The following is an 18,877-nucleotide window of genomic DNA, read 5'->3' on the forward strand; positions in this document are numbered from 1 at the left end:
AAAATCCATGCCTGTTAATGGCACTCTTGTCAGGATCCGCTCGATGATCACGTGCAGGAAAACGCAAATCTGAGACGAGGAGACGGTAAGGACAAGACGCCGGAAATTCTGATGATGCTAACCGTCAGATTGCTGAATGCCTGCAAGGAGAAAATGATTAGGCGTTCAACAAGGAGTAATTCTAAGATTCAAACTACAGGTAAGTTCGTAGTGCAGTAAAACCAACTTAGCACGACTAATGTGAAACGTCTAGCGGCGGACTGAAAATATGCCGGGCACCTGACAGAGGACAAATAAAGACCCTCGAGCCAGGCGCCGGACAGGCTGTTAGCCCAGGTTCGCGTTAAGGAACTCTTTGAGCTGGCCTTTAGAAAGGGCGCCGACTTTCGTCGCCGCTACTTCGCCGTTTTTGAACAGCAGCAAAGTAGGAATACCACGAATGCCGTATTTAGGCGCTGTGCCCGGATTATCGTCGATATTCAGTTTCGCGATTGTCAGCTTGCCGTCGTACTCTTCGGCGACTTCATCCAGGATCGGGGCGATCATTTTACAAGGACCACACCACTCTGCCCAGAAGTCGACCAGCGTCAAACCTTCTGCTTTTAATACGTCGGAATCGAAGCTGTCGTCGGTCAGGTGGACAATTTTATCGCTGCTCATGTCTTACTCCAAAAGATTATGCCTGGCTGGTTGGCGTAAAATCTGCCAACTTAGGTTGACTTTATTTCACCGGATACGCTTTCGTAAAGCAATAGTAAGCTGATATTCTACCACACTATGAGCAAAACACACTTAACCGAACAGAAGTTTTCCGACTTCGCCCTGCACCCTCAGGTCATTGAAGCCCTTGAAACTAAAGGCTTTCATAACTGCACGCCGATTCAGGCGCTGGCATTGCCTTTCACGCTTTCAGGGCGTGATGTAGCGGGACAGGCGCAAACCGGTACCGGAAAAACGATGGCGTTCCTGACGTCAACGTTCCATCATCTTCTTTCTAACCCTGCGCCAGAAGGCCGTCAGGTGAATCAGCCACGCGCGCTGATCCTGGCGCCAACTCGCGAATTGGCCGTGCAGATCCATGCCGATGCTGAACCGCTGACGCAGGCAACCGGTCTCAAACTTGGGCTTGCTTATGGCGGTGACGGCTACGACAAGCAGCTTAAAGTGCTGGAAAGCGGTGTAGATATTTTAATCGGCACCACTGGCCGACTGATTGACTATACCAAGCAAAATCACGTTAACCTCGGCGCCATTCAGGTCGTTGTGCTCGATGAAGCGGATCGCATGTTCGATCTCGGCTTTATTAAAGATATTCGTTGGCTATTCCGCCGGATGCCTGCGGCAAACCAGCGTCTGAACATGCTGTTCTCTGCAACCCTTTCTTTCCGCGTTCGCGAACTGGCGTTCGAAAACATGAACAACGCAGAATACGTGGAAGTGGAACCAGAGCAGAAAACCGGACACCGCATTAAAGAAGAGCTCTTCTATCCTTCTAATGAAGAGAAGATGCGTCTGCTGCAAACGTTGCTGGAAGAAGAGTGGCCAGATCGTGCCATCATCTTTGCTAACACTAAACACCGCTGTGAAGATGTCTGGGGCCATCTGGCTGCAGATGGACACCGTGTTGGACTGTTGACCGGCGACGTCGCTCAGAAAAAGCGTCTGCGCATCCTGGATGACTTCACCAAAGGTGATATTGATATCCTGGTCGCCACCGACGTTGCGGCCCGTGGTCTGCACATTCCTGCGGTAACGCATGTGTTCAACTATGACCTGCCGGATGACCGTGAAGATTACGTTCACCGTATTGGTCGTACCGGACGTGCTGGCGCGAATGGGCACTCCATCAGCCTGGCTTGCGAAGAGTACGCGCTGAATCTGCCTGCTATCGAAGAGTATATCGGCCACAGCATTACCGTGAGCCGTTATAACAGTGATGCGCTGATGACTGACCTGCCGCCAGCGAAGCGTTTAACACGTCATCGTTCTGGCAATGGTCCACGTCGTGGCAGCAACAACAATCGCCGCAGCAGTGCACCACGCAACAACAACCGTAAACGTTCAGGTTAAAACAGCCATGCTGAGCGCGTCATCACTTTATGCTGCTATCGATCTGGGATCGAACAGTTTCCATATGTTGGTGGTGCGCGAGGTGGCTGGAAATATCCAGACCGTAGCGCGCATCAAGCGCAAAGTCCGTCTGGCCGCCGGCCTCGATAGCGAAAATCATCTTTCAGATGACGCTATGGAGCGCGGCTGGCAGTGTCTGCGACTGTTCTCCGAGCAGTTGCAGGACATTCCTGCCGAGCAAATTCGCGTCGTTGCCACCGCCACGCTGCGACTGGCGTCGAACGCCGGAACCTTCCTGCAAACTGCCCAACAAATCCTTGGCTGCCCGGTGAATGTCATCAGCGGCGAGGACGAAGCACGCCTGATTTATCAAGGTGTTGCGCATACTACCGGCGGCTCTGACAAGCGTCTGGTTGTAGACATAGGCGGCGGTAGCACGGAGCTGGTTACTGGAAGCGGGTCGCAGACGACTTCCCTGTTCAGTCTGTCGATGGGATGCGTTACCTGGCTTGAGCGCTATTTTGGCGATCGTCATCTGGCGAAAGCCAATTTCGAACAGGCTGAACAAGCCGCCCGCGCCATGATTCGCCCGATTGCGGCCCAGTTACGTGAACAGGGCTGGCAAGTTTGTGTTGGTGCTTCTGGCACCGTACAGGCGTTGCAGGAAATTATGATGGCTCAGGGCATGGATGAGCGCATCACCCTGAGCAAACTGCAGCAGTTGAAGCAGCGAGCCATTCAGTGCGGTAAGCTCGAAGAGTTGGAGATCGAAGGGCTGACGCTGGAACGCGCCTTGGTGTTTCCAAGCGGTCTGTCGATTCTGATTGCCATTTTCACCGAGCTCAACATCAACAGCATGACGCTGGCTGGCGGTGCCCTACGTGAAGGGCTGGTATATGGCATGTTGCACCTGCCCATAGATCGCGATATTCGCAGCCGTACGATGAGAAATATTCAACGTCGTTTCACTATTGATGCGGAGCAGGCCGATCGCGTGCGCAATCTGGCAGAAAGTTTTGTCCGCCAGATCAGCCACAGCTGGAAGCTGGACGACCGATGTCGGGATCTTCTGGACAGTGCCTGCCTGATGCATGAAATCGGACTGAGTGTCGATTTCAAACAGGCTCCGCAACACGCCGCTTATCTGATTCGCCATCTCGACCTGCCTGGCTTTACCCCCGCACAAAAAAAACTGTTAGCTACTTTGCTGCAAAATCAGGTCAACAGCATCGATCTGGCGGTACTAAGCCAGCAAAATGCGATCCCACCAAGAATGGCTGAACGACTTTGTCGTTTGCTGCGTCTGGCAATTATTTTCTCCAGCCGTCGACGTGACGATACCTTGCCCGCGGTTCGCCTGCATGCTGATGACGATGCGCTGCATGTCACTCTGCCAGCAGGTTGGCTGGAAGCACACCCGCTTCGTGCAGAGCTGCTGGAGCAGGAATGCCACTGGCAAAGCTACGTTCACTGGCCGCTGACAATCGGCTGAGTGACTGGCAGTAAAAAGGGGCTGATTCAGCCCCTTTTCATTTTTATCTCGCTTTGGCTCTACTTCCCTTTCGCCTTGTCGAGCATTGCCTTCAGATTGGCTACCCGACTTTGCCCTGTCTGCATACGCTGTTCAGCACTGACAACTTTGCGCTCGGTTTCCCACGTCAAATCATCCTGCGGCAGCTCCATCAGGAAACGGCTCGGTTCAGGACGGATCGTCTCACCGTACTGACGACGTTCGCGGCATAAGGTGAAGGTCAGCTCTTTGCGGGCACGCGTGATGCCTACGTAGGCAAGGCGGCGCTCTTCATCGACATTGTTCTCATCAATGCTGCTTTGGTGCGGCAACAGCCCTTCTTCCATCCCGACTAAATAGACATAGGGGAATTCCAGCCCTTTGGAAGCATGCAGCGTCATCAGCTGGACCTGGTCCATATCTTCCTCGCTTTCGCCGCGTTCCATCATATCCCGCAGCGTAAAACGGGTGACAACCTGAGTCAGCGTCATCGCTTCATCGATGTCACTGCCTTCCAGCATTTCCGTCATCCACTGGAACAGCGTATTGACGTTTTTCATCCGCATTTCAGCCGCTTTTGGGCTGGCAGAGGTTTCAAACAACCAGCTTTCGTAGTCGATGCCACGGATCAAATCGCGAACGGCGGCCACGGGCTCACGTTCTGCGAGCTGAGCCACTTCCTGAAGCCAGAAAGTGAAGCGCTGAAGTGACTCCAGACCACGCCCTGTAAGCGTCTGCTCAAGGCCCATATCAAAGCTGGCAGTGAACAGGCTTTTGTTACGTTGCATCGCCCACTCGCCCAGCTTCTGTAACGTCGCCGAGCCGATTTCACGCCTTGGCGTATTCACAATGCGCATAAAAGCGCTGTCATCGTTCGGATTGGTCAGGATCCGCAGATAGGCCAGCAGATCCTTAATTTCCGGCCTGGAGAAGAAGGACGTTCCCCCTGAGATGCGGTAGGGAATGCGGTTCTGCATCAGCATTTTTTCGAATACGCGCGACTGATGGTTGCCGCGATACAGGATCGCGTAATCCTTGTACTGCGTTTTATTGATGAAGTGATGGGCGATCAGTTCACCAATCGTTCGCTCAGCCTCATGGTCTTCATTGTTGGCAGTGACCACTTTCAGCTCTGCGCCATAACCCAGCTCGGAGAAAAGGCGTTTCTCAAACACATGGGGATTATTGGCAATCAGGATATTGGCTGCTTTCAGGATGCGCTCTGTGGATCGGTAATTTTGTTCCAGCTTAATCACCTGTAGCGCAGGGAAGTCTTCGCTAAGGAGCACAAGGTTTTGTGGCCGGGCACCGCGCCAGGAGTAGATTGACTGATCGTCATCGCCTACCACGGTAAAACGCGCGCGCGCCCCTACCAGCAGCTTCACCAGTTCGTACTGGCTGGTGTTGGTATCCTGATATTCATCCACCAGCAGGTAACGGATGCGCTGTTGCCAGCGTTCCAGCACTTCCTTATTGCGCTGGAACAGCAAGGTCGGTAGCAGGATCAAGTCGTCAAAGTCCAGTACGTTGCAGGACTTCAGATGCTTGTCATACAGGCCATAACAGTGAGCGAAAAGTTTATCCCGCTCAGACACAGCGCCAGCCGCCGCACGGGAAGGATCCATCAGATCGTTCTTCCAGTTGGAGATCGTCGATATCAGCTGTTGCAACAGAGTCTTGTCATTTTCCAGCCACTCTTCTGTCAGGTCCTTCAGCAACGCCAGCTGATCCTGATCGTCAAACAACGAGAAGTTCGACTTCATGCCCAACGCGGCATACTCGCGCTTGATGACCTCTAACCCCAGGGTATGGAAAGTGGAAATCATTAATCCACGGGCTTCTTTGCGCCCCAGAGTTTGCGCTACACGCTCTTTCATCTCGCGTGAGGCCTTGTTCGTAAAGGTGACAGCGGCGATATGGCGAGCCTGATAGCCGCATTCACGGATCAGATGGGCGATTTTGTTGGTGATCACGCGCGTTTTGCCCGACCCCGCACCAGCCAGCACCAGGCACGGCCCGGTAACAAATTCGACGGCTTGTTGTTGGCCAGGATTCAGACGCATAGGAAAGTCGCTCGATGAAATGACAGAAGGAAAGAGAAATTCAGCGTGGTAGTATAGCCAGCAGCATCCCTATGACTCAAGGTACGATCATGGCAAAAACCGCAGCAGCACTCCATATCCTTGTTAAGGAAGAAAAACTGGCTCAGGACATTCTGGCTGAGCTGGAGAAAGGCGCAGACTTTGAAAAGCTGGCCAAAAAGCACTCCACCTGTCCGTCAGGCAAAAAAGGTGGCCATTTAGGCGAGTTCAAACAGGGCGCAATGGTGCCAGCGTTTGATAAAGTGGTGTTCTCATGCCCACTTATCGTGCCTTATGGTCCTCTGCATACCCAGTTCGGTTACCACATCATCAAAGTGTTGTACCGCAACTGATTGCCGGATGACAGACGAAAAAAAAGAGCGCAGCCCGCTCTTTTTTTTTGCTTCAGGGCCGGAGAAACCAGCCCGTCAGACAGGCATTAACCTGCAACAGCAATACGTTTCATATCGGTCATGTAGCCACGCAGTTTGCTGCCTACAGCTTCGATTGGGTGATGACGAATCGCTTCGTTCACGTCACGCAGCTGAGCGTTATCGATCTCGGTTGAAGTCGCTGCTGATTTACCCAGATCGCCGGCCTGCAGAGTGGTCATGAACTCTTTCAGCAGGGGAACTGCCGCGTAAGAGAACAGGTAGTTACCGTATTCTGCGGTGTCAGAGATAACCACGTTCATTTCATACAGACGCTTACGAGCGATAGTGTTGGCGATCAGCGGCAGCTCATGCAGAGATTCGTAGTAAGCTGACTCTTCAATGATACCCGCAGCAACCATAGTTTCGAAGGCCAGCTCAACGCCTGCTTTTACCATCGCGATCATTACCACGCCTTCGTCGAAGTAAGTCTGCTCAGCAATTTTACCTTCGAACTGGGAAGCGGTCTCGAAGGCAGTTTTGCCTGTCTCTTCACGCCAGCCCAGCAGCTTCTTATCGTCGTTCGCCCAGTCAGCCATCATGCCGGAAGAGAACTCACCGGAGATGATGTCATCCATGTGCTTCTGGAACAGCGGAGCCATGATGGTTTTCAGCTGCTCAGACAGAGCGAAAGCACGCACTTTAGCTGGATTAGACAGACGGTCCATCATCAGCGTGATGCCGCCCTGCTTCAGCGCTTCGGTCACGGTTTCCCAACCGAACTGAATCAGTTTTTCAGCATAAGTAGGATCCGTCCCTTCTGCCACCAGCTTATCGAAGCACAGCAGTGAACCAGCCTGCAGCATACCGCACAGAATAGTTTGTTCGCCCATCAGGTCGGATTTCACTTCAGCAACGAAGGAAGATTCCAGAACACCGGCACGGTGGCCGCCAGTTGCCGCAGCCCAGGCCTTAGCAATCGCCATGCCTTCGCCTTTAGGATCGTTTTCCGGGTGAACCGCGATCAGCGTTGGCACACCGAAACCACGCTTGTACTCTTCACGCACTTCGGTGCCTGGGCACTTCGGCGCGACCATCACTACAGTAATGTCTTTACGAACCTGCTCACCCACTTCAACGATGTTGAAACCGTGAGAGTAACCCAGCGCTGCACCGTCTTTCATCAATGGCTGAACCGCCTGAACAACCGAAGTGTGCTGCTTGTCTGGCGTCAGGTTAACAACCAGGTCAGCCTGAGGGATCAGCTCTTCGTAGGTACCTACTTTGAAACCGTTTTCAGTCGCTTTACGCCATGAAGCACGCTTCTCAGCAATCGCCTCTGAACGCAGGGCGTAAGCGATGTCCAGACCGGAGTCACGCATGTTCAGACCCTGGTTCAGGCCTTGAGCACCACAACCAACGATGACGACTTTTTTGCCTTTCAGGTAGCTGGCTTCATCAGCAAATTCTTCACGGGACATGAAGCGACATTTACCTAATTGCGCCAACTGGTTGCGCAGGTTCAAAGTATTGAAATAGTTAGCCATGGTAACTCCGTATAGGGTTGTTTGGGTCTTTTAATAAGGCGGGAGAGCCGTCAGCGGCTTACCCTGTATAAACCTTATCATATGACAGGAAATGCATTGCTTAAATTGATATATTAACAACGTGATATTGCAAAAACTGCAACGTGAAATTGAGGCCTGAATTGTATGGACTTACGCGACCTGAAACTGTTTCTTCATCTGGCTGAAAGCCGCCATTTTGGCCGCAGCGCAAGGGCGATGCACGTCAGTCCCTCCACCTTGTCACGGCAAATCCAGCGGCTGGAGGAAGACCTGGGCCAGGCACTGTTTCTGCGAGATAACCGCACGGTAACGCTGACAGATGCTGGCGAGCAGCTTCGCCAGTTCGCCCAGCACACGCTTTTGCAGTATCAGCACCTGCTGCATTCCATTGGTCAGAATGGCCCATCGCTGAGTGGAGAGCTTCGGCTTTTCTGTTCGGTGACGGCGGCTTACAGCCACTTACCCCCAATACTGGATCGCTTTCGCGCTGAACATCCTCTGGTGGAAATTAAGCTGACAACCGGCGATGCCGCCGATGCGGTGGAGAAAGTGCAAAGCACAGAGGCGGATATTGCTATTGCCGGCAGGCCGGAAACACTGCCAGCCAGTATCGGTTTTACGCCGATTGGTCTGATCCCGCTAGTGTTGATCGCCCCGGCGCTTCCTTGCCCGGTTCGCACTCAGGCCACAGAAGCTGAACCAGACTGGTCAGAGATCCCCTTTATCCTGCCCGACCAGGGACCGGCGAGGCAGCGCATTGATTTATGGTTCCGCCGTCGTCGTATTCCTAATCCGTTGATTTACGCTACGGTTGCCGGCCATGAAGCGATCGTGTCAATGGTCGCGCTGGGATGTGGCATCGCTTTGCTGCCGGATGTGGTGCTGGAGAACAGCCCGGAATCGGTGCGAAATCGTATTCTTGAGCTGGATAACGTGGAGATGGTCGCGCCGTTCGAACTGGGCGTATGCGTACAAAAAAAGCGGCTCAATGAGCCGCTTATCGATGCGTTTTGGGCACTGATGTAACTAGCCTGCCAGGAAGAAGCTGAAGGCCGGGTTATTACTTTCATCGTGGAAATCATAGCCCAGCTCAGCCAGGTGCTCTTCAAACTGCGGCTCGCTGTCGCTCAGTTCGAATCCTGCCAGCACGCGACCATAATCCGTGCCGTGGCTGCGATAATGGAACAACGAAATGTTCCAGTGCGTTCCCAGCGTTTGCAGGAAGCGTAGCAACGCACCCGGCGCCTCTGGGAATTCAAAGCTGAACAGACGCTCGCGCAGCGGTTTTGAAGGACGCCCGCCAACCATATAGCGCACATGCAGCTTGGCCATTTCATCGTCGGAGAGGTCGACAACCTTGTAGCCACCCTCTTCGAGCAACTGCAGGATCTCGCTTCGTTCTTCAAGACCCCGCGTCAGGCGCACGCCAACAAAAATGCAGGCGTTATCGGCTTTGGCATAGCGATAGTTGAACTCGGTGACCGAGCGGCCTCCCAGCAGTTGGCAAAACGTCAGGAAGCTGCCTTTCTGCTCAGGAATGGTTACGGCCAGCAAAGCCTCACGTTGCTCACCCAGCTCACAGCGCTCCGAAACATAACGTAAACCATGGAAGTTTACGTTCGCACCAGAAAGCACATGCGCCAGACGTTCACCTTTGATCTGATGCTGTTGAATGTATTTTTTCATGCCTGCCAGCGCCAGAGCGCCGGAAGGTTCCGCAACGGCACGAACATCCTCAAACAGATCTTTCATGGCGGCACAGATGGCATCGCTGTCTACGGTGATGATGTCGTCGAGATATTCCTGACACAGACGGAAGGTCTCATTGCCGATGCGCTTCACGGCCACACCTTCAGCAAAGCCGCCAACACGCGGCAGATCGACAGGATGACCAGCATCGAGCGCGGCCTTCAGACAGGCCGAATCTTCCGCTTCCACCGCGATCACTTTAATCTGCGGCATCAGCTGCTTGATCAGCACGGCAACGCCAGCCGCTAAACCGCCGCCGCCAACTGGCACAAATACGCGGTCGAGGTGCGCATCTTGCTGCAACAGTTCCATCGCCAGCGTACCCTGCCCGGCGATCACCATTGGATGATCGAACGGGGGCACAAAGGTGTAACCCTTCTGTTCCGCCAGTTCGATCGCCCTGGCTTTTGCTTCGTCAAAGTTGGCGCCAAACAGGTAAGCCTCACCGCCAAACGCCCGCACCGCATCCACTTTGATATCTGCGGTGGTCACTGGCATCACAATCAGGGAGGTAATCCCTAATTTAGAAGCAGACAGTGCCACACCCTGAGCATGATTGCCTGCGGAAGCGGTAATCACCCCGCGCGCTTTCTGCTCTTCGTTTAACGTCGCGATCATCGCGTAAGCCCCGCGCAGCTTGAAGCTGTGCACCGGCTGACGATCTTCACGCTTAACCAAAATGGTGTTGCCCAGACGGGAAGAGATCTTCTCCATCTTCTGCAACGGGGTGACCTGCGCCACTTCGTAAACCGGCGAGCGGAGAACCGCCCGCAGATACTCCGCGCCGCAAGGCTGGTCGGGTAACGTTTGAGACTCAGCCATCGTTGTTAGCCTCCCAGCTTGCTCTTGTCACGCACCGCGCCTTGGTCCGCGCTGGTTGCCAGTAAGGCATAAGCGCGCAGGGCATAAGAGACTTCACGCTCACGACCATGTGGCGTGTAGGCCTCGCTACCGCGAGCTTGTTCTTCTTCACGACGGGCATGCAGCACGTTGTCAGGCACATCAACTTTGATGCCGCGATTCGGGATATCGATATCAATGATGTCGCCGTCTCTCACCAGCGCAATGGTTCCGCCGCTAGCCGCTTCTGGTGAAGCATGGCCGATTGACAGACCAGAGGTACCGCCAGAGAAACGTCCATCGGTGATCAGCGCACAGCTTTTGCCCAGCCCCATTGATTTCAGATAAGTGGTTGGGTACAGCATTTCCTGCATGCCAGGCCCACCTTTAGGACCTTCGTAGCGGATAACGACCACATCACCAGCAACGACTTTGCCGCCTAAGATCGCAGCAACTGCGTCATCCTGGCTTTCGTACACTTTGGCCGGGCCGCGGAAAGTATGGCTCTCTTTTTCCACGCCAGCTGTTTTAACAATACAGCCATCTTCAGCGAGGTTACCGTAAAGCACGGCCAGACCGCCGTCCTGACTGAAGGCGAATTCACGCGTGCGAATACAGCCTTCTTTACGATCGTCATCCAGCGTTTCCCAGCGGCAATCCTGCGAGAACGCCTGGGTAGTACGGATGCCTGCAGGACCAGCGCGGAACATTTTTTTCACGGCTTCATCTTTGGTCAGCATGATGTCGTACTGATCCAGCGTTTCCTGCAGCGTCAGGCCCAACACGTTACGAACGTTTTGTTGCATCAAGCCTGCACGGCTTAATTCACCGAGGATACCGAATACGCCACCAGCACGGTGCACGTCTTCCATATGGTATTTCGGGGTGCTTGGTGCCACTTTACACAAGTGCGGCACTTTGCGTGACAGGCGGTCGATATCAGACATATTGAAGTCGATATCGCCTTCCAGCGCAGCGGCAAGAAGATGCAGAACGGTATTGGTGGAGCCGCCCATGGCGATATCCAGCGTCATGGCGTTTTCAAACGCGGCTTTGCTGGCGATGTTACGCGGCAGCGCGCTTTCATCATCCTGCTGATACCAGCGTTTAGTCAGTTCTACAATGCGCTTACCGGCATTCAGGAACAGATCTTTGCGGTCTGCGTGAGTAGCCAGCAGCGACCCGTTGCCCGGTTGGGAAAGGCCCAGCGCTTCGGTCAGACAGTTCATCGAGTTGGCGGTGAACATCCCTGAACAGGAACCACAGGTTGGGCAAGCTGAACGTTCGATTTGCTCGCTATCGGCATCGCTGACGTTCGGGTTTGCGCCCTGGATCATCGCATCAACCAGATCCAGCTTGATGATTTTGTCAGAGAGCTTGGTTTTACCGGCTTCCATCGGGCCGCCAGAAACAAAGATCACTGGGATATTCAGACGCAGGGAAGCCATCAGCATCCCCGGGGTGATTTTATCGCAGTTGGAAATACAAACCATCGCATCGGCACAGTGAGCATTCACCATGTACTCGACGGAGTCAGCGATCAATTCGCGCGAAGGCAGGGAGTAAAGCATGCCACCATGCCCCATCGCGATCCCATCATCCACGGCAATGGTGTTGAACTCTTTTGCCACGCCGCCGGAAGCTTCAATCTGCTCAGCAACCAGTTTCCCCATGTCGCGCAAGTGAACGTGGCCCGGGACGAACTGGGTAAAGGAGTTAACTACCGCAATGATTGGCTTACCGAAATCGTCATCGGTCATTCCAGTGGCGCGCCACAGGGCACGGGCACCGGCCATATTGCGGCCATGTGTGGTGGTAGCGGAACGTAACTTAGGCATGCTCATACTCCAAAATCAGCTAGTGCGCGGGCGTCATACGACGCCCGCTCAGGTATTTTTTATTATGGGTTGACCGAATCCAGCCAGCCCCATTTGTCTTCTGTCTCGCCGGTGAACAGGCCGAAGAAAGCAGACTGTATGCGGGCAGTAACCGGACCGCGCTTGCCTTCACCCACCTGGATACCGTCGACGCTGCGAACCGGCGTGATTTCAGCAGCAGTACCGGACATGAAGACTTCGTCAGCCAGGTACAGAGATTCACGTGACAGAACCTGCTCACGAACTTCGATACCCATATCTTTAGCCAGCTTGATGATCGCATCACGAGTAATGCCTGGCAGAGCAGAAGAGGTGAACGGAGGCGTGAACAGAATGCCTTCTTTCACTTCAAACAGGTTCTCACCGGCACCTTCAGAGATGTAGCCCTGAGTATCCAGTGCGATGCCTTCCTGATAGCCGTGGCGGCGAGCTTCGCTGCCTACCAGCAGAGAGGACAGGTAGTTGCCGCCTGCTTTCGCTGCGGTTGGGATGGTGTTTGGTGCAACGCGATTCCAGGAAGAAACCATAGCATCAATACCCTGCTCCAGTGCTTCCGGACCCAGGTACGCGCCCCACGGGAAGGCAGCGATGATAACGTCTGTGCTGAAACCTTCTGGCGGGTTAACACCCAGGCCGACGTCACCAACAAACACCAGCGGACGGATATAGGCGCTTTTCAGGTTGTTCACGCGCAACACTTCACGGCACGCTTCCATCAGTTCGTCAACGCTCTGGCTGACCGGGAAACGGTAGATTTTTGCAGAGTCGTGCAGGCGCTGCATATGTTCACGATGGCGGAAGACTACCGGGCCTTTGTGCGAGTCGTAGCAGCGGACGCCTTCAAAAACAGACGTACCGTAATGCAGTGCATGGGACATCACGCTGACCTTCGCGTCTTCCCACTTAACCATCTCGCCATTGAACCAGATAAAGTCAGCTTTCTTCGTCATTCTTATTTTCCTTTCGCGCTCAGGCGCGGATCTGTTGTGTTGTCTGTTGTTGGATCTGGACGCATGCGACATCCATCAGCTTGCTTAATTGTGTTGACAGTAAATCGACTGAGCGCTGACTGGCAACGGTCATTTCAATATTAATATTGTCGGTACTGCTGCCGGAAGCCATATTCATCGCACACACCTGAAAACCACGGTGCCGGACAACCCGCAATATCCGCTCCAGTATTTCGGGTCTGAAGCGGGCTTCGATAGACAATTGATGCTGCATCATGAGGTTTTCTCCATCATATTTTCGTTGCTGGCACCAGGCGGTACCAGCGGCCAGACGTTTTCATGCTCGTCAATGGCGACGTGGAGCATGTATGGCCCTTCACTGTGCAGCAAAGCGTCTAATGCGGCGTCGACCTGGTCTTTACGGGTAATGCGCTGGCCAGGAATATTAAACGCACTGGCCAGGGTAAGGAAATCTGGGTTGTCAGACAGATTGGTTTCGCTATAGCGCTCGGAGAAGAACAGCTCCTGCCACTGGCGAACCATGCCTAAACGTTGGTTATCCATCAGCACGATTTTCACCGGCAGCTGCTTACGTTTGAGGGTGCCAAGTTCCTGCACATTCATCATGAAGGAGCCGTCACCGGAAACGCAGATCACCGTATCATCAGGGCGGGCAACCTGCGCACCTACTGCCGCTGGCAGGCCAAAGCCCATCGTACCCAGCCCGCTGGAGGTGATGAAGTTCTCCGGGCGGTTGAAACTCATATGTTGCGCTGCCCACATTTGATGCTGTCCTACGTCAGTCGTCACTACAGCGCTGGCAGGTTTACGATCGGATAACTGCTTCAGGAACAGCGGAGCAAAGATAGCCTCGCCTGGATGATCATAGCGCCAGCCGTTTTCCGCTTTCAGCGCGGTTACGTGCTCGCGCCAGGCGCTAATGTCTGCCGGATGGTACAAGTCTGGCAGCATTTTATTCAAGTCACCGCGTAATGCCACATGCGCCTGGCGCAGTTTGTTCAATTCGGCCGGGTCGATGTCCATATGGATCACGCTGGCGTGCGGTGCGAAGGTGTTTAATTTACCCGTTACGCGGTCATCAAAGCGGGCACCAACAGCAATCAGCAAGTCACACTGCTGTACTGCGTAGTTAGCGGCTTTGGTGCCATGCATTCCCAGCATCCCCAGGTAGCACGGGTCTTCAGCATCGGGCGCGCCCAATCCTTTAAGAGTAGCAACAGTTGGGATGCCGGTCTCTTTAACAAAAGCGCGGAGTGCCTCAACAGCTCCGGCCATGCCAACACCGCCGCCCACATAGAGGATTGGCTTCTTCGCCTGCGCCAGCATAGCCCTGGCCTGCTGCAATTCCTGATGAGGATGCTCGGTTTCAGCTTCAACAGGCAACAGATGGGCCGTTAACTCGCCACTCGCCAGCTGAATATCTTTAGGAATGTCGATCAGTACCGGGCCGGGACGACCAGACTGCGCAATGGCGAAGGCTTCAGCCATCACTTCGGGCAATTCATCCAACGACTCGACCAGGAAACTGTGTTTAGTACAGGACAAGGACATCCCGAGCACATCGATTTCCTGAAATGCATCTGTACCGATAAAGGCAGAGGAAACCTGACCGGTGATGGCCACTACAGGAACTGAATCCATCATGGCATCAGCAAGGCCGGTGATCAGATTCGTGGCACCAGGTCCGGAAGTGGCAATACAGACGCCGACTTTTCCAGTAGAACGGGCATAGCCGATAGCGGCCATTGCTGCGCCCTGCTCATGGCGACAAAGTAGGTGTTCGACGCCACCGTCATAGAGCGCATCATAGACGGGCATAATCGCCCCACCCGGATAGCCGAATACTGTCTCGACACCGTGCGCACGCAACGCCTGAACCACCCACTGAGCACCATTCATAGTTATTTCCCCGCCTCTGGCTGGGAACAACAGCATTTTATTCTACTGTTCATCTTCTGTTCCTCTGTCATGGATAACCTGCCAAAAAAAAACCCCCGGACCTTTCGGTGCGGGGGTTCTTTCGAAATCAGGCTTGATTTTTAAGCCTTTCTTTCTCCGAGCGTAGCCCCGCACGGCGTGATAATAATCACGACGACGTTAATAATGACTAGGCTGACGACTCGTAGAAGGGCTTTCATTTGTATTCGATAATTTCGCTTGTTCGAAGTAATGCCTACAGAGTTATCACAGTTGGCGAGTCAAACTCAACTTTTTTCATCATTTTATTTTATGCTCTGCGCTGCAATATTCGAAAAAGCGATGGTTATTCAGGGGATAAGCCAGATACTGAAAATTATTCATTACTCACCCGCCGCAATGACTTCAGATGAAAAAAACACCGTTCAAGGTGAGAGCCCTGCCGAACGCCGACGCCAGAATTTGTCAGCAACGTAATATTTTTTGCGGGCAGGCTCAGTGAACCGGTTGCGGGCACTCGTAAATTTTCCTCTGCAAAGTCAGACTGCGATAAACAAGGAGTGTCTATGTCGCTGTCTCTCGCCTATACCCGTGCCGCAATTGGTATCGAGGCACCTTTGGTGTTGGTAGAAGTCCATCTGAGTAATGGTCTGCCTGCACTTTCTTTGGTTGGTCTGCCTGAAACGACGGTGAAAGAGGCCCGTGATCGAGTACGCAGTGCGATCATCAACTGTGGCTTCACCTTTCCCGCCAAACGAATCACCGTCAATCTTGCGCCTGCCGATCTCCCTAAAGAGGGAGGCAGATACGATCTTCCCATTGCGATAGCGATTCTGGCGGCCTCAGAGCAGATCCCTGCGGAGAAACTGGCGCAATATGAATTCCTGGGCGAGTTAGCCTTAACAGGTGCTCTCCGTGGCGTACAGGGCGCTATTCCTGCAGCAATCGCTGCCGCTCAGGCACAGCGCCAGCTGATCTTATCCAGCGATAATCTTGACGAGGTAGGCATGATCCGCCAGGGGAAAAGCTTGCTGAGCAGCCATCTGCTCACTGTTTGTAGCTTTCTGACAGGTCACACAATGCTTGAAGAAGCGCGGTGTGAGTTGCCAGAGGTGAAATGGCAAGGAGGAGACCTGAACGAAATCGTGGGTCAGCAACAGGCGAAACGGGCACTGGAAATTTGTGCTGCTGGTGGGCATAACCTGCTGTTGATCGGCCCACCGGGCACGGGGAAAACCATGCTTGCCACCAGGCTGACAGGATTGATGCCCTCATTAAGCGATGAGGAGGCCCTGGAGAACGCGGCGATAGCCAGCCTGGTCAGCACAGGTGTTCTGCATCAACAATGGCGACAGCGCCCTTTCCGGGCTCCTCATCACACTTCATCACGCTATGCTCTGGTGGGTGGAGGCTCGCTGCCTAAACCCGGAGAGATCTCCCTTGCACACAATGGCCTCCTTTTTCTGGATGAGCTGCCAGAATTTGAACGTAAAACCCTGGATGCGCTCAGAGAGCCCCTCGAGTCAGGCGAGATCTGTATTTCGCGAGCGAGAGCAAAAGTGACCTACCCGGCCCGCTTTCAGTTGATTGCAGCGATGAACCCAAGCCCAACCGGCCATTATCATGGCACGCATAACCGCAGCACACCTCAGCAGACGCTGCGCTATCTCAACAAACTGTCGGGCCCGTTTTTGGATCGCTTCGATCTGTCGCTGGAAGTCCCTCTTCTGCCACCAGGAACGTTGAGCAGACAAGATGACACCTGTGAAAGCAGTGCCGACGTTCGACTGAGGGTATGTGCAGCCCGGCAATGCCAACTTGCACGTGCCGGAAAGATTAATGCTCTGCTTCAACCGACAGCAATTAAACGCGATTGCAGGATCACGCAGCTGGATGCTGAGTGGCTGGAAGAGGTGTTGAATCAGTTAGGGCTGTCCGTTCGCGCCTGGCAGCGTATTCTGAAGGTTGCCCGGACGATCGCAGATTTAGGAGAAGAGGAGAGTATTCAGCGAGCGCATCTGCTTGAGGCTCTGAGCTATCGGGGGATCGACAGATTATTGATCCATCTACAGAAAAGTCTGGAATGAGTCGGGAATGTAAAAGGGGCCGTAGCCCCTTTTTCTTTTAATCGTCGCTATCCGTATAATCTTCCACGCCTTCCATCTGCGGCTTACCGCCGGACAGGGTGTGAAAACGTTTAGGGCGTTTAATGCGGCTCATGTACTTGGACCATACGCGTTCTGTTTCAGTCTGTGGCTCACGGACGCCGCGGCACACTTCAACAAACAGACGCTCTTCTTCCGTCACAGGCTCACGTTTTACCAAATCCAACTCGTTAAAAGCGTAACCATAACGCTCAAGAAGTTGGGCTTCTTTGATGGTGAAATCACCATGACGGGAGAACCCGCGCGGATAGTGTTTATTATCAAAAAAACGATTAGTTGTTGCGAAGCTTTCCGCCATTCTACACGCTCCTAACTCTTCTATGGCCGTGCTATTTATGGCGCGGAGTATTAGATACGCTTGACAGAGTGTAAAACAAAACATTTAAATCATAACGACAAATGTTTTTTAGGAGATGGATGTGGATACGGAATTACTAAAGACCTTTCTTGAAGTGAGCAGAACTCGCCACTTTGGACGTGCCGCTGAAGCGCTCTATCTCACACAATCGGCCGTGAGTTTTCGCATCAGACAACTTGAAAATCAGTTAGGGGTAAACCTTTTTACTCGTCACCGTAACAACATACGGCTGACTTCTGCGGGTGAGCGTCTGCTGCCCTACGCAGAAAGTCTGATGAGCACCTGGATAATGGCCAAGAAGGAAGTCTCGCACACCCAACAGCATCATGAGCTGTCGATTGGGGCCAGTGCATCATTGTGGGAGGCTTACCTTACACCCTGGCTACAGACCCTGTACGAGAACCGTGAAAGCCTGCACCTTGAAGCTCGGGTCGCCCAGCGTCATTTGCTGGTTAAGCAATTACATGAACGACAGTTGGATCTGCTGATCACCACTGAGGCACCCAAAATGGATGAGCTCACCAGCCAGCAAATTGGGCACATCTCCTTAACCCTGTATCGCTCACGAAAATCAGATAAACGTGAAAAATATGACTACATAAAGCTGGAATGGGGAGCGGATTTTCACCAGCATGAGAGCTATCTTGCCGGCGCAGATGATGTCCCGGTGTTGACGACTACCTCCGCCCATTTAACCCGGCAGCTGCTGCACACGACCGGAGCTTGCTCTTTTTTGCCCGATATCTGGCAAAGCGAATACCCCGATTTAGTTGTCATCCCGGATACGCCGGTGGCAGTAAGACCGCTTTATGCGGTATGGCTACAAAACAGCGACCAACAAACGCATATTCGCCAATTGATTAAATTTCCGGTCAATACGCAGTAATTTGCGCCTGGAAAGCGAACAGAATGGTCAGTTTACTGGCCATTTTTTTCATCTGAAGAGGGGGGGACAGGCAGTTTTGAGGGGAAATCACTTTATTGCAGGCAAAAAAAAATCCTTTGCCGAAGCAAAGGATCGTTTTTAATGGCAGGGGCGGAGAGACTCGAACTCCCAACACCCGGTTTTGGAGACCGGTGCTCTACCAATTGAACTACGCCCCTAAAAGGGTGGCGGAACGGACGGGGCTCGAACCCGCGACCCCCTGCGTGACAGGCAGGTATTCTAACCAACTGAACTACCGCTCCACCGATTCTGTACTGAAGTCAGAAAAACTTCTGATTCCAGGTATTTCGCCCTTTCCATGTCACCGGGAAGGTCATGACCATAAAATGGTCTAAATTGATGCCTGGCAGTTCCCTACTCTCGCATGGGGAGACCCCACACTACCATCGGCGCTACGGCGTTTCACTTCTGAGTTCGGCATGGGGTCAGGTGGGACCACCGCGCTAAAGCCGCC

General features: G+C 53.4%; 16 protein-coding genes, 2 tRNA genes and 1 rRNA gene. 6 read left to right on the forward strand and 13 right to left on the reverse strand.

Features of this window, described 5'->3' with window-relative positions:
• Positions 1 to 327 precede the first annotated feature (327 nt).
• Positions 328 to 660: a thioredoxin TrxA gene (gene trxA / locus WCC56_RS09455; protein WP_013200232.1), complete on the reverse strand. Its 333-nt coding sequence runs from the start codon at positions 658 to 660 to the stop codon at positions 328 to 330.
• A gap of 117 nt (positions 661 to 777) precedes the next feature.
• On the opposite strand from trxA, the gene rhlB reads away from it, so the two are divergent.
• Entirely contained in the window at positions 778 to 2,070 is a 1,293-nt protein-coding gene (gene rhlB, locus WCC56_RS09460) for an ATP-dependent RNA helicase RhlB (protein WP_424692128.1), read from the forward strand.
• Positions 2,071 to 2,077: 7 nt separating this feature from the next.
• A complete protein-coding gene (gene gppA, locus WCC56_RS09465) occupies positions 2,078 to 3,562 on the forward strand; it encodes a guanosine-5'-triphosphate,3'-diphosphate diphosphatase (protein WP_424692129.1) in 1,485 nt (494 codons plus the stop codon).
• 59 nt (positions 3,563 to 3,621) lie between these two features.
• On the opposite strand, the gene rep is transcribed toward gppA, so the two are convergent.
• A complete protein-coding gene (gene rep, locus WCC56_RS09470) occupies positions 3,622 to 5,643 on the reverse strand; it encodes a DNA helicase Rep (RefSeq protein WP_424692130.1) in 2,022 nt (673 codons plus the stop codon).
• Positions 5,644 to 5,732: 89 nt separating this feature from the next.
• Between rep and ppiC the strand changes: the two genes are divergently transcribed.
• Positions 5,733 to 6,014 carry a peptidylprolyl isomerase PpiC gene (gene ppiC / locus WCC56_RS09475; RefSeq protein WP_013200228.1) on the forward strand — a complete coding sequence of 94 codons (282 nt, stop codon included), beginning with the start codon at positions 5,733 to 5,735 and terminating at the stop codon, positions 6,012 to 6,014.
• Positions 6,015 to 6,100: 86 nt separating this feature from the next.
• Here ppiC and ilvC read toward each other — a convergent pair whose 3' ends face one another.
• Positions 6,101 to 7,579, reverse strand: a complete 1,479-nt coding sequence (ilvC, locus tag WCC56_RS09480; RefSeq protein WP_424692131.1) for a ketol-acid reductoisomerase — start codon at positions 7,577 to 7,579, stop codon at positions 6,101 to 6,103.
• Between the two features lie 165 nt (positions 7,580 to 7,744).
• On the opposite strand from ilvC, the gene ilvY reads away from it, so the two are divergent.
• On the forward strand, positions 7,745 to 8,626 hold the full coding sequence (gene ilvY / locus WCC56_RS09485; protein ID WP_424692132.1) for an HTH-type transcriptional activator IlvY: 882 nt from the start codon (positions 7,745 to 7,747) through the stop codon (positions 8,624 to 8,626).
• Here ilvY and ilvA read toward each other — a convergent pair whose 3' ends face one another.
• The 6 genes from ilvA to ilvL all read right to left on the reverse strand — a co-directional run bounded on the left by ilvA (position 8,627) and on the right by ilvL (position 15,175).
• The gene (gene ilvA / locus WCC56_RS09490) at positions 8,627 to 10,171 is read right to left on the reverse strand and encodes a threonine ammonia-lyase, biosynthetic (RefSeq protein ID WP_424692133.1); all 1,545 of its coding nucleotides are present in this window, start codon (positions 10,169 to 10,171) and stop codon (positions 8,627 to 8,629) included.
• Positions 10,172 to 10,176: 5 nt separating this feature from the next.
• Positions 10,177 to 12,027, reverse strand: a complete 1,851-nt coding sequence (gene ilvD, locus WCC56_RS09495) for a dihydroxy-acid dehydratase (RefSeq protein ID WP_424692134.1) — start codon at positions 12,025 to 12,027, stop codon at positions 10,177 to 10,179.
• Between the two features lie 62 nt (positions 12,028 to 12,089).
• Complete coding sequence (locus WCC56_RS09500) at positions 12,090 to 13,016, reverse strand: branched-chain amino acid transaminase (RefSeq protein WP_424692135.1); 927 nt, start codon at positions 13,014 to 13,016, stop codon at positions 12,090 to 12,092.
• 19 nt (positions 13,017 to 13,035) lie between these two features.
• Positions 13,036 to 13,293 carry an acetolactate synthase 2 small subunit gene (ilvM, locus tag WCC56_RS09505; RefSeq protein ID WP_424692136.1) on the reverse strand — a complete coding sequence of 86 codons (258 nt, stop codon included), beginning with the start codon at positions 13,291 to 13,293 and terminating at the stop codon, positions 13,036 to 13,038.
• Positions 13,290 to 14,936, reverse strand: coding sequence for an acetolactate synthase 2 catalytic subunit (gene ilvG, locus WCC56_RS09510; RefSeq protein WP_424692137.1), 1,647 nt, complete (start codon positions 14,934 to 14,936; stop codon positions 13,290 to 13,292). The genes ilvM and ilvG overlap by 4 nt, the downstream gene beginning before the upstream one ends.
• 140 nt (positions 14,937 to 15,076) lie before the next feature.
• Positions 15,077 to 15,175, reverse strand: coding sequence for an ilv operon leader peptide (gene ilvL, locus WCC56_RS09515; RefSeq protein WP_071822090.1), 99 nt, complete (start codon positions 15,173 to 15,175; stop codon positions 15,077 to 15,079).
• A gap of 345 nt (positions 15,176 to 15,520) precedes the next feature.
• Here ilvL and WCC56_RS09520 point away from each other — a divergent pair, with 345 nt between their 5' ends.
• Positions 15,521 to 17,041, forward strand: coding sequence for a YifB family Mg chelatase-like AAA ATPase (locus tag WCC56_RS09520; protein WP_424692138.1), 1,521 nt, complete (start codon positions 15,521 to 15,523; stop codon positions 17,039 to 17,041).
• A gap of 37 nt (positions 17,042 to 17,078) precedes the next feature.
• On the opposite strand, the gene WCC56_RS09525 is transcribed toward WCC56_RS09520, so the two are convergent.
• Entirely contained in the window at positions 17,079 to 17,417 is a 339-nt protein-coding gene (locus WCC56_RS09525; protein ID WP_424692139.1) for a DUF413 domain-containing protein, read from the reverse strand.
• Between the two features lie 121 nt (positions 17,418 to 17,538).
• Here WCC56_RS09525 and hdfR point away from each other — a divergent pair, with 121 nt between their 5' ends.
• Positions 17,539 to 18,363: an HTH-type transcriptional regulator HdfR gene (gene hdfR / locus WCC56_RS09530; RefSeq protein ID WP_424692140.1), complete on the forward strand. Its 825-nt coding sequence runs from the start codon at positions 17,539 to 17,541 to the stop codon at positions 18,361 to 18,363.
• Between the two features lie 142 nt (positions 18,364 to 18,505).
• Here the strand turns inward: hdfR and WCC56_RS09535 are convergent.
• The 3 genes from WCC56_RS09535 to rrf form a co-directional block, all read right to left on the reverse strand.
• Positions 18,506 to 18,581: transfer RNA gene (locus tag WCC56_RS09535), tRNA-Trp, on the reverse strand.
• A 7-nt stretch (positions 18,582 to 18,588) separates the two neighbouring features.
• Positions 18,589 to 18,665: transfer RNA gene (locus WCC56_RS09540), tRNA-Asp, on the reverse strand.
• 99 nt (positions 18,666 to 18,764) lie between these two features.
• Positions 18,765 to 18,877, reverse strand: a 5S ribosomal RNA gene (rrf, locus tag WCC56_RS09545); the annotation flags it as partial.

It is taken from the genome of Erwinia sp. (genome assembly GCF_049696395.1).
Lineage (GTDB): Bacteria > Pseudomonadota > Gammaproteobacteria > Enterobacterales > Enterobacteriaceae > Erwinia.

Excerpts from the sequence above, each read along its gene's own strand:
- trxA (WP_013200232.1), bottom strand. The coding sequence starts at position 660 with ATGAGCAGCGATAAAATTGTCCACCTGACCGACGACAGCTTCGATTCC.
- rhlB (WP_424692128.1), top strand. The coding sequence starts at position 778 with ATGAGCAAAACACACTTAACCGAACAGAAGTTTTCCGACTTCGCCCTG.
- gppA (WP_424692129.1), top strand. The coding sequence starts at position 2,078 with ATGCTGAGCGCGTCATCACTTTATGCTGCTATCGATCTGGGATCGAAC.
- rep (WP_424692130.1), bottom strand. The coding sequence starts at position 5,643 with ATGCGTCTGAATCCTGGCCAACAACAAGCCGTCGAATTTGTTACCGGG.
- ppiC (WP_013200228.1), top strand. The coding sequence starts at position 5,733 with ATGGCAAAAACCGCAGCAGCACTCCATATCCTTGTTAAGGAAGAAAAA.
- ilvC (WP_424692131.1), bottom strand. The coding sequence starts at position 7,579 with ATGGCTAACTATTTCAATACTTTGAACCTGCGCAACCAGTTGGCGCAA.
- ilvY (WP_424692132.1), top strand. The coding sequence starts at position 7,745 with ATGGACTTACGCGACCTGAAACTGTTTCTTCATCTGGCTGAAAGCCGC.
- ilvA (WP_424692133.1), bottom strand. The coding sequence starts at position 10,171 with ATGGCTGAGTCTCAAACGTTACCCGACCAGCCTTGCGGCGCGGAGTAT.
- ilvD (WP_424692134.1), bottom strand. The coding sequence starts at position 12,027 with ATGCCTAAGTTACGTTCCGCTACCACCACACATGGCCGCAATATGGCC.
- WCC56_RS09500 (WP_424692135.1), bottom strand. The coding sequence starts at position 13,016 with ATGACGAAGAAAGCTGACTTTATCTGGTTCAATGGCGAGATGGTTAAG.
- ilvM (WP_424692136.1), bottom strand. The coding sequence starts at position 13,293 with ATGATGCAGCATCAATTGTCTATCGAAGCCCGCTTCAGACCCGAAATA.
- ilvG (WP_424692137.1), bottom strand. The coding sequence starts at position 14,936 with ATGAATGGTGCTCAGTGGGTGGTTCAGGCGTTGCGTGCGCACGGTGTC.
- ilvL (WP_071822090.1), bottom strand. The coding sequence starts at position 15,175 with ATGAAAGCCCTTCTACGAGTCGTCAGCCTAGTCATTATTAACGTCGTC.
- WCC56_RS09520 (WP_424692138.1), top strand. The coding sequence starts at position 15,521 with ATGTCGCTGTCTCTCGCCTATACCCGTGCCGCAATTGGTATCGAGGCA.
- WCC56_RS09525 (WP_424692139.1), bottom strand. The coding sequence starts at position 17,417 with ATGGCGGAAAGCTTCGCAACAACTAATCGTTTTTTTGATAATAAACAC.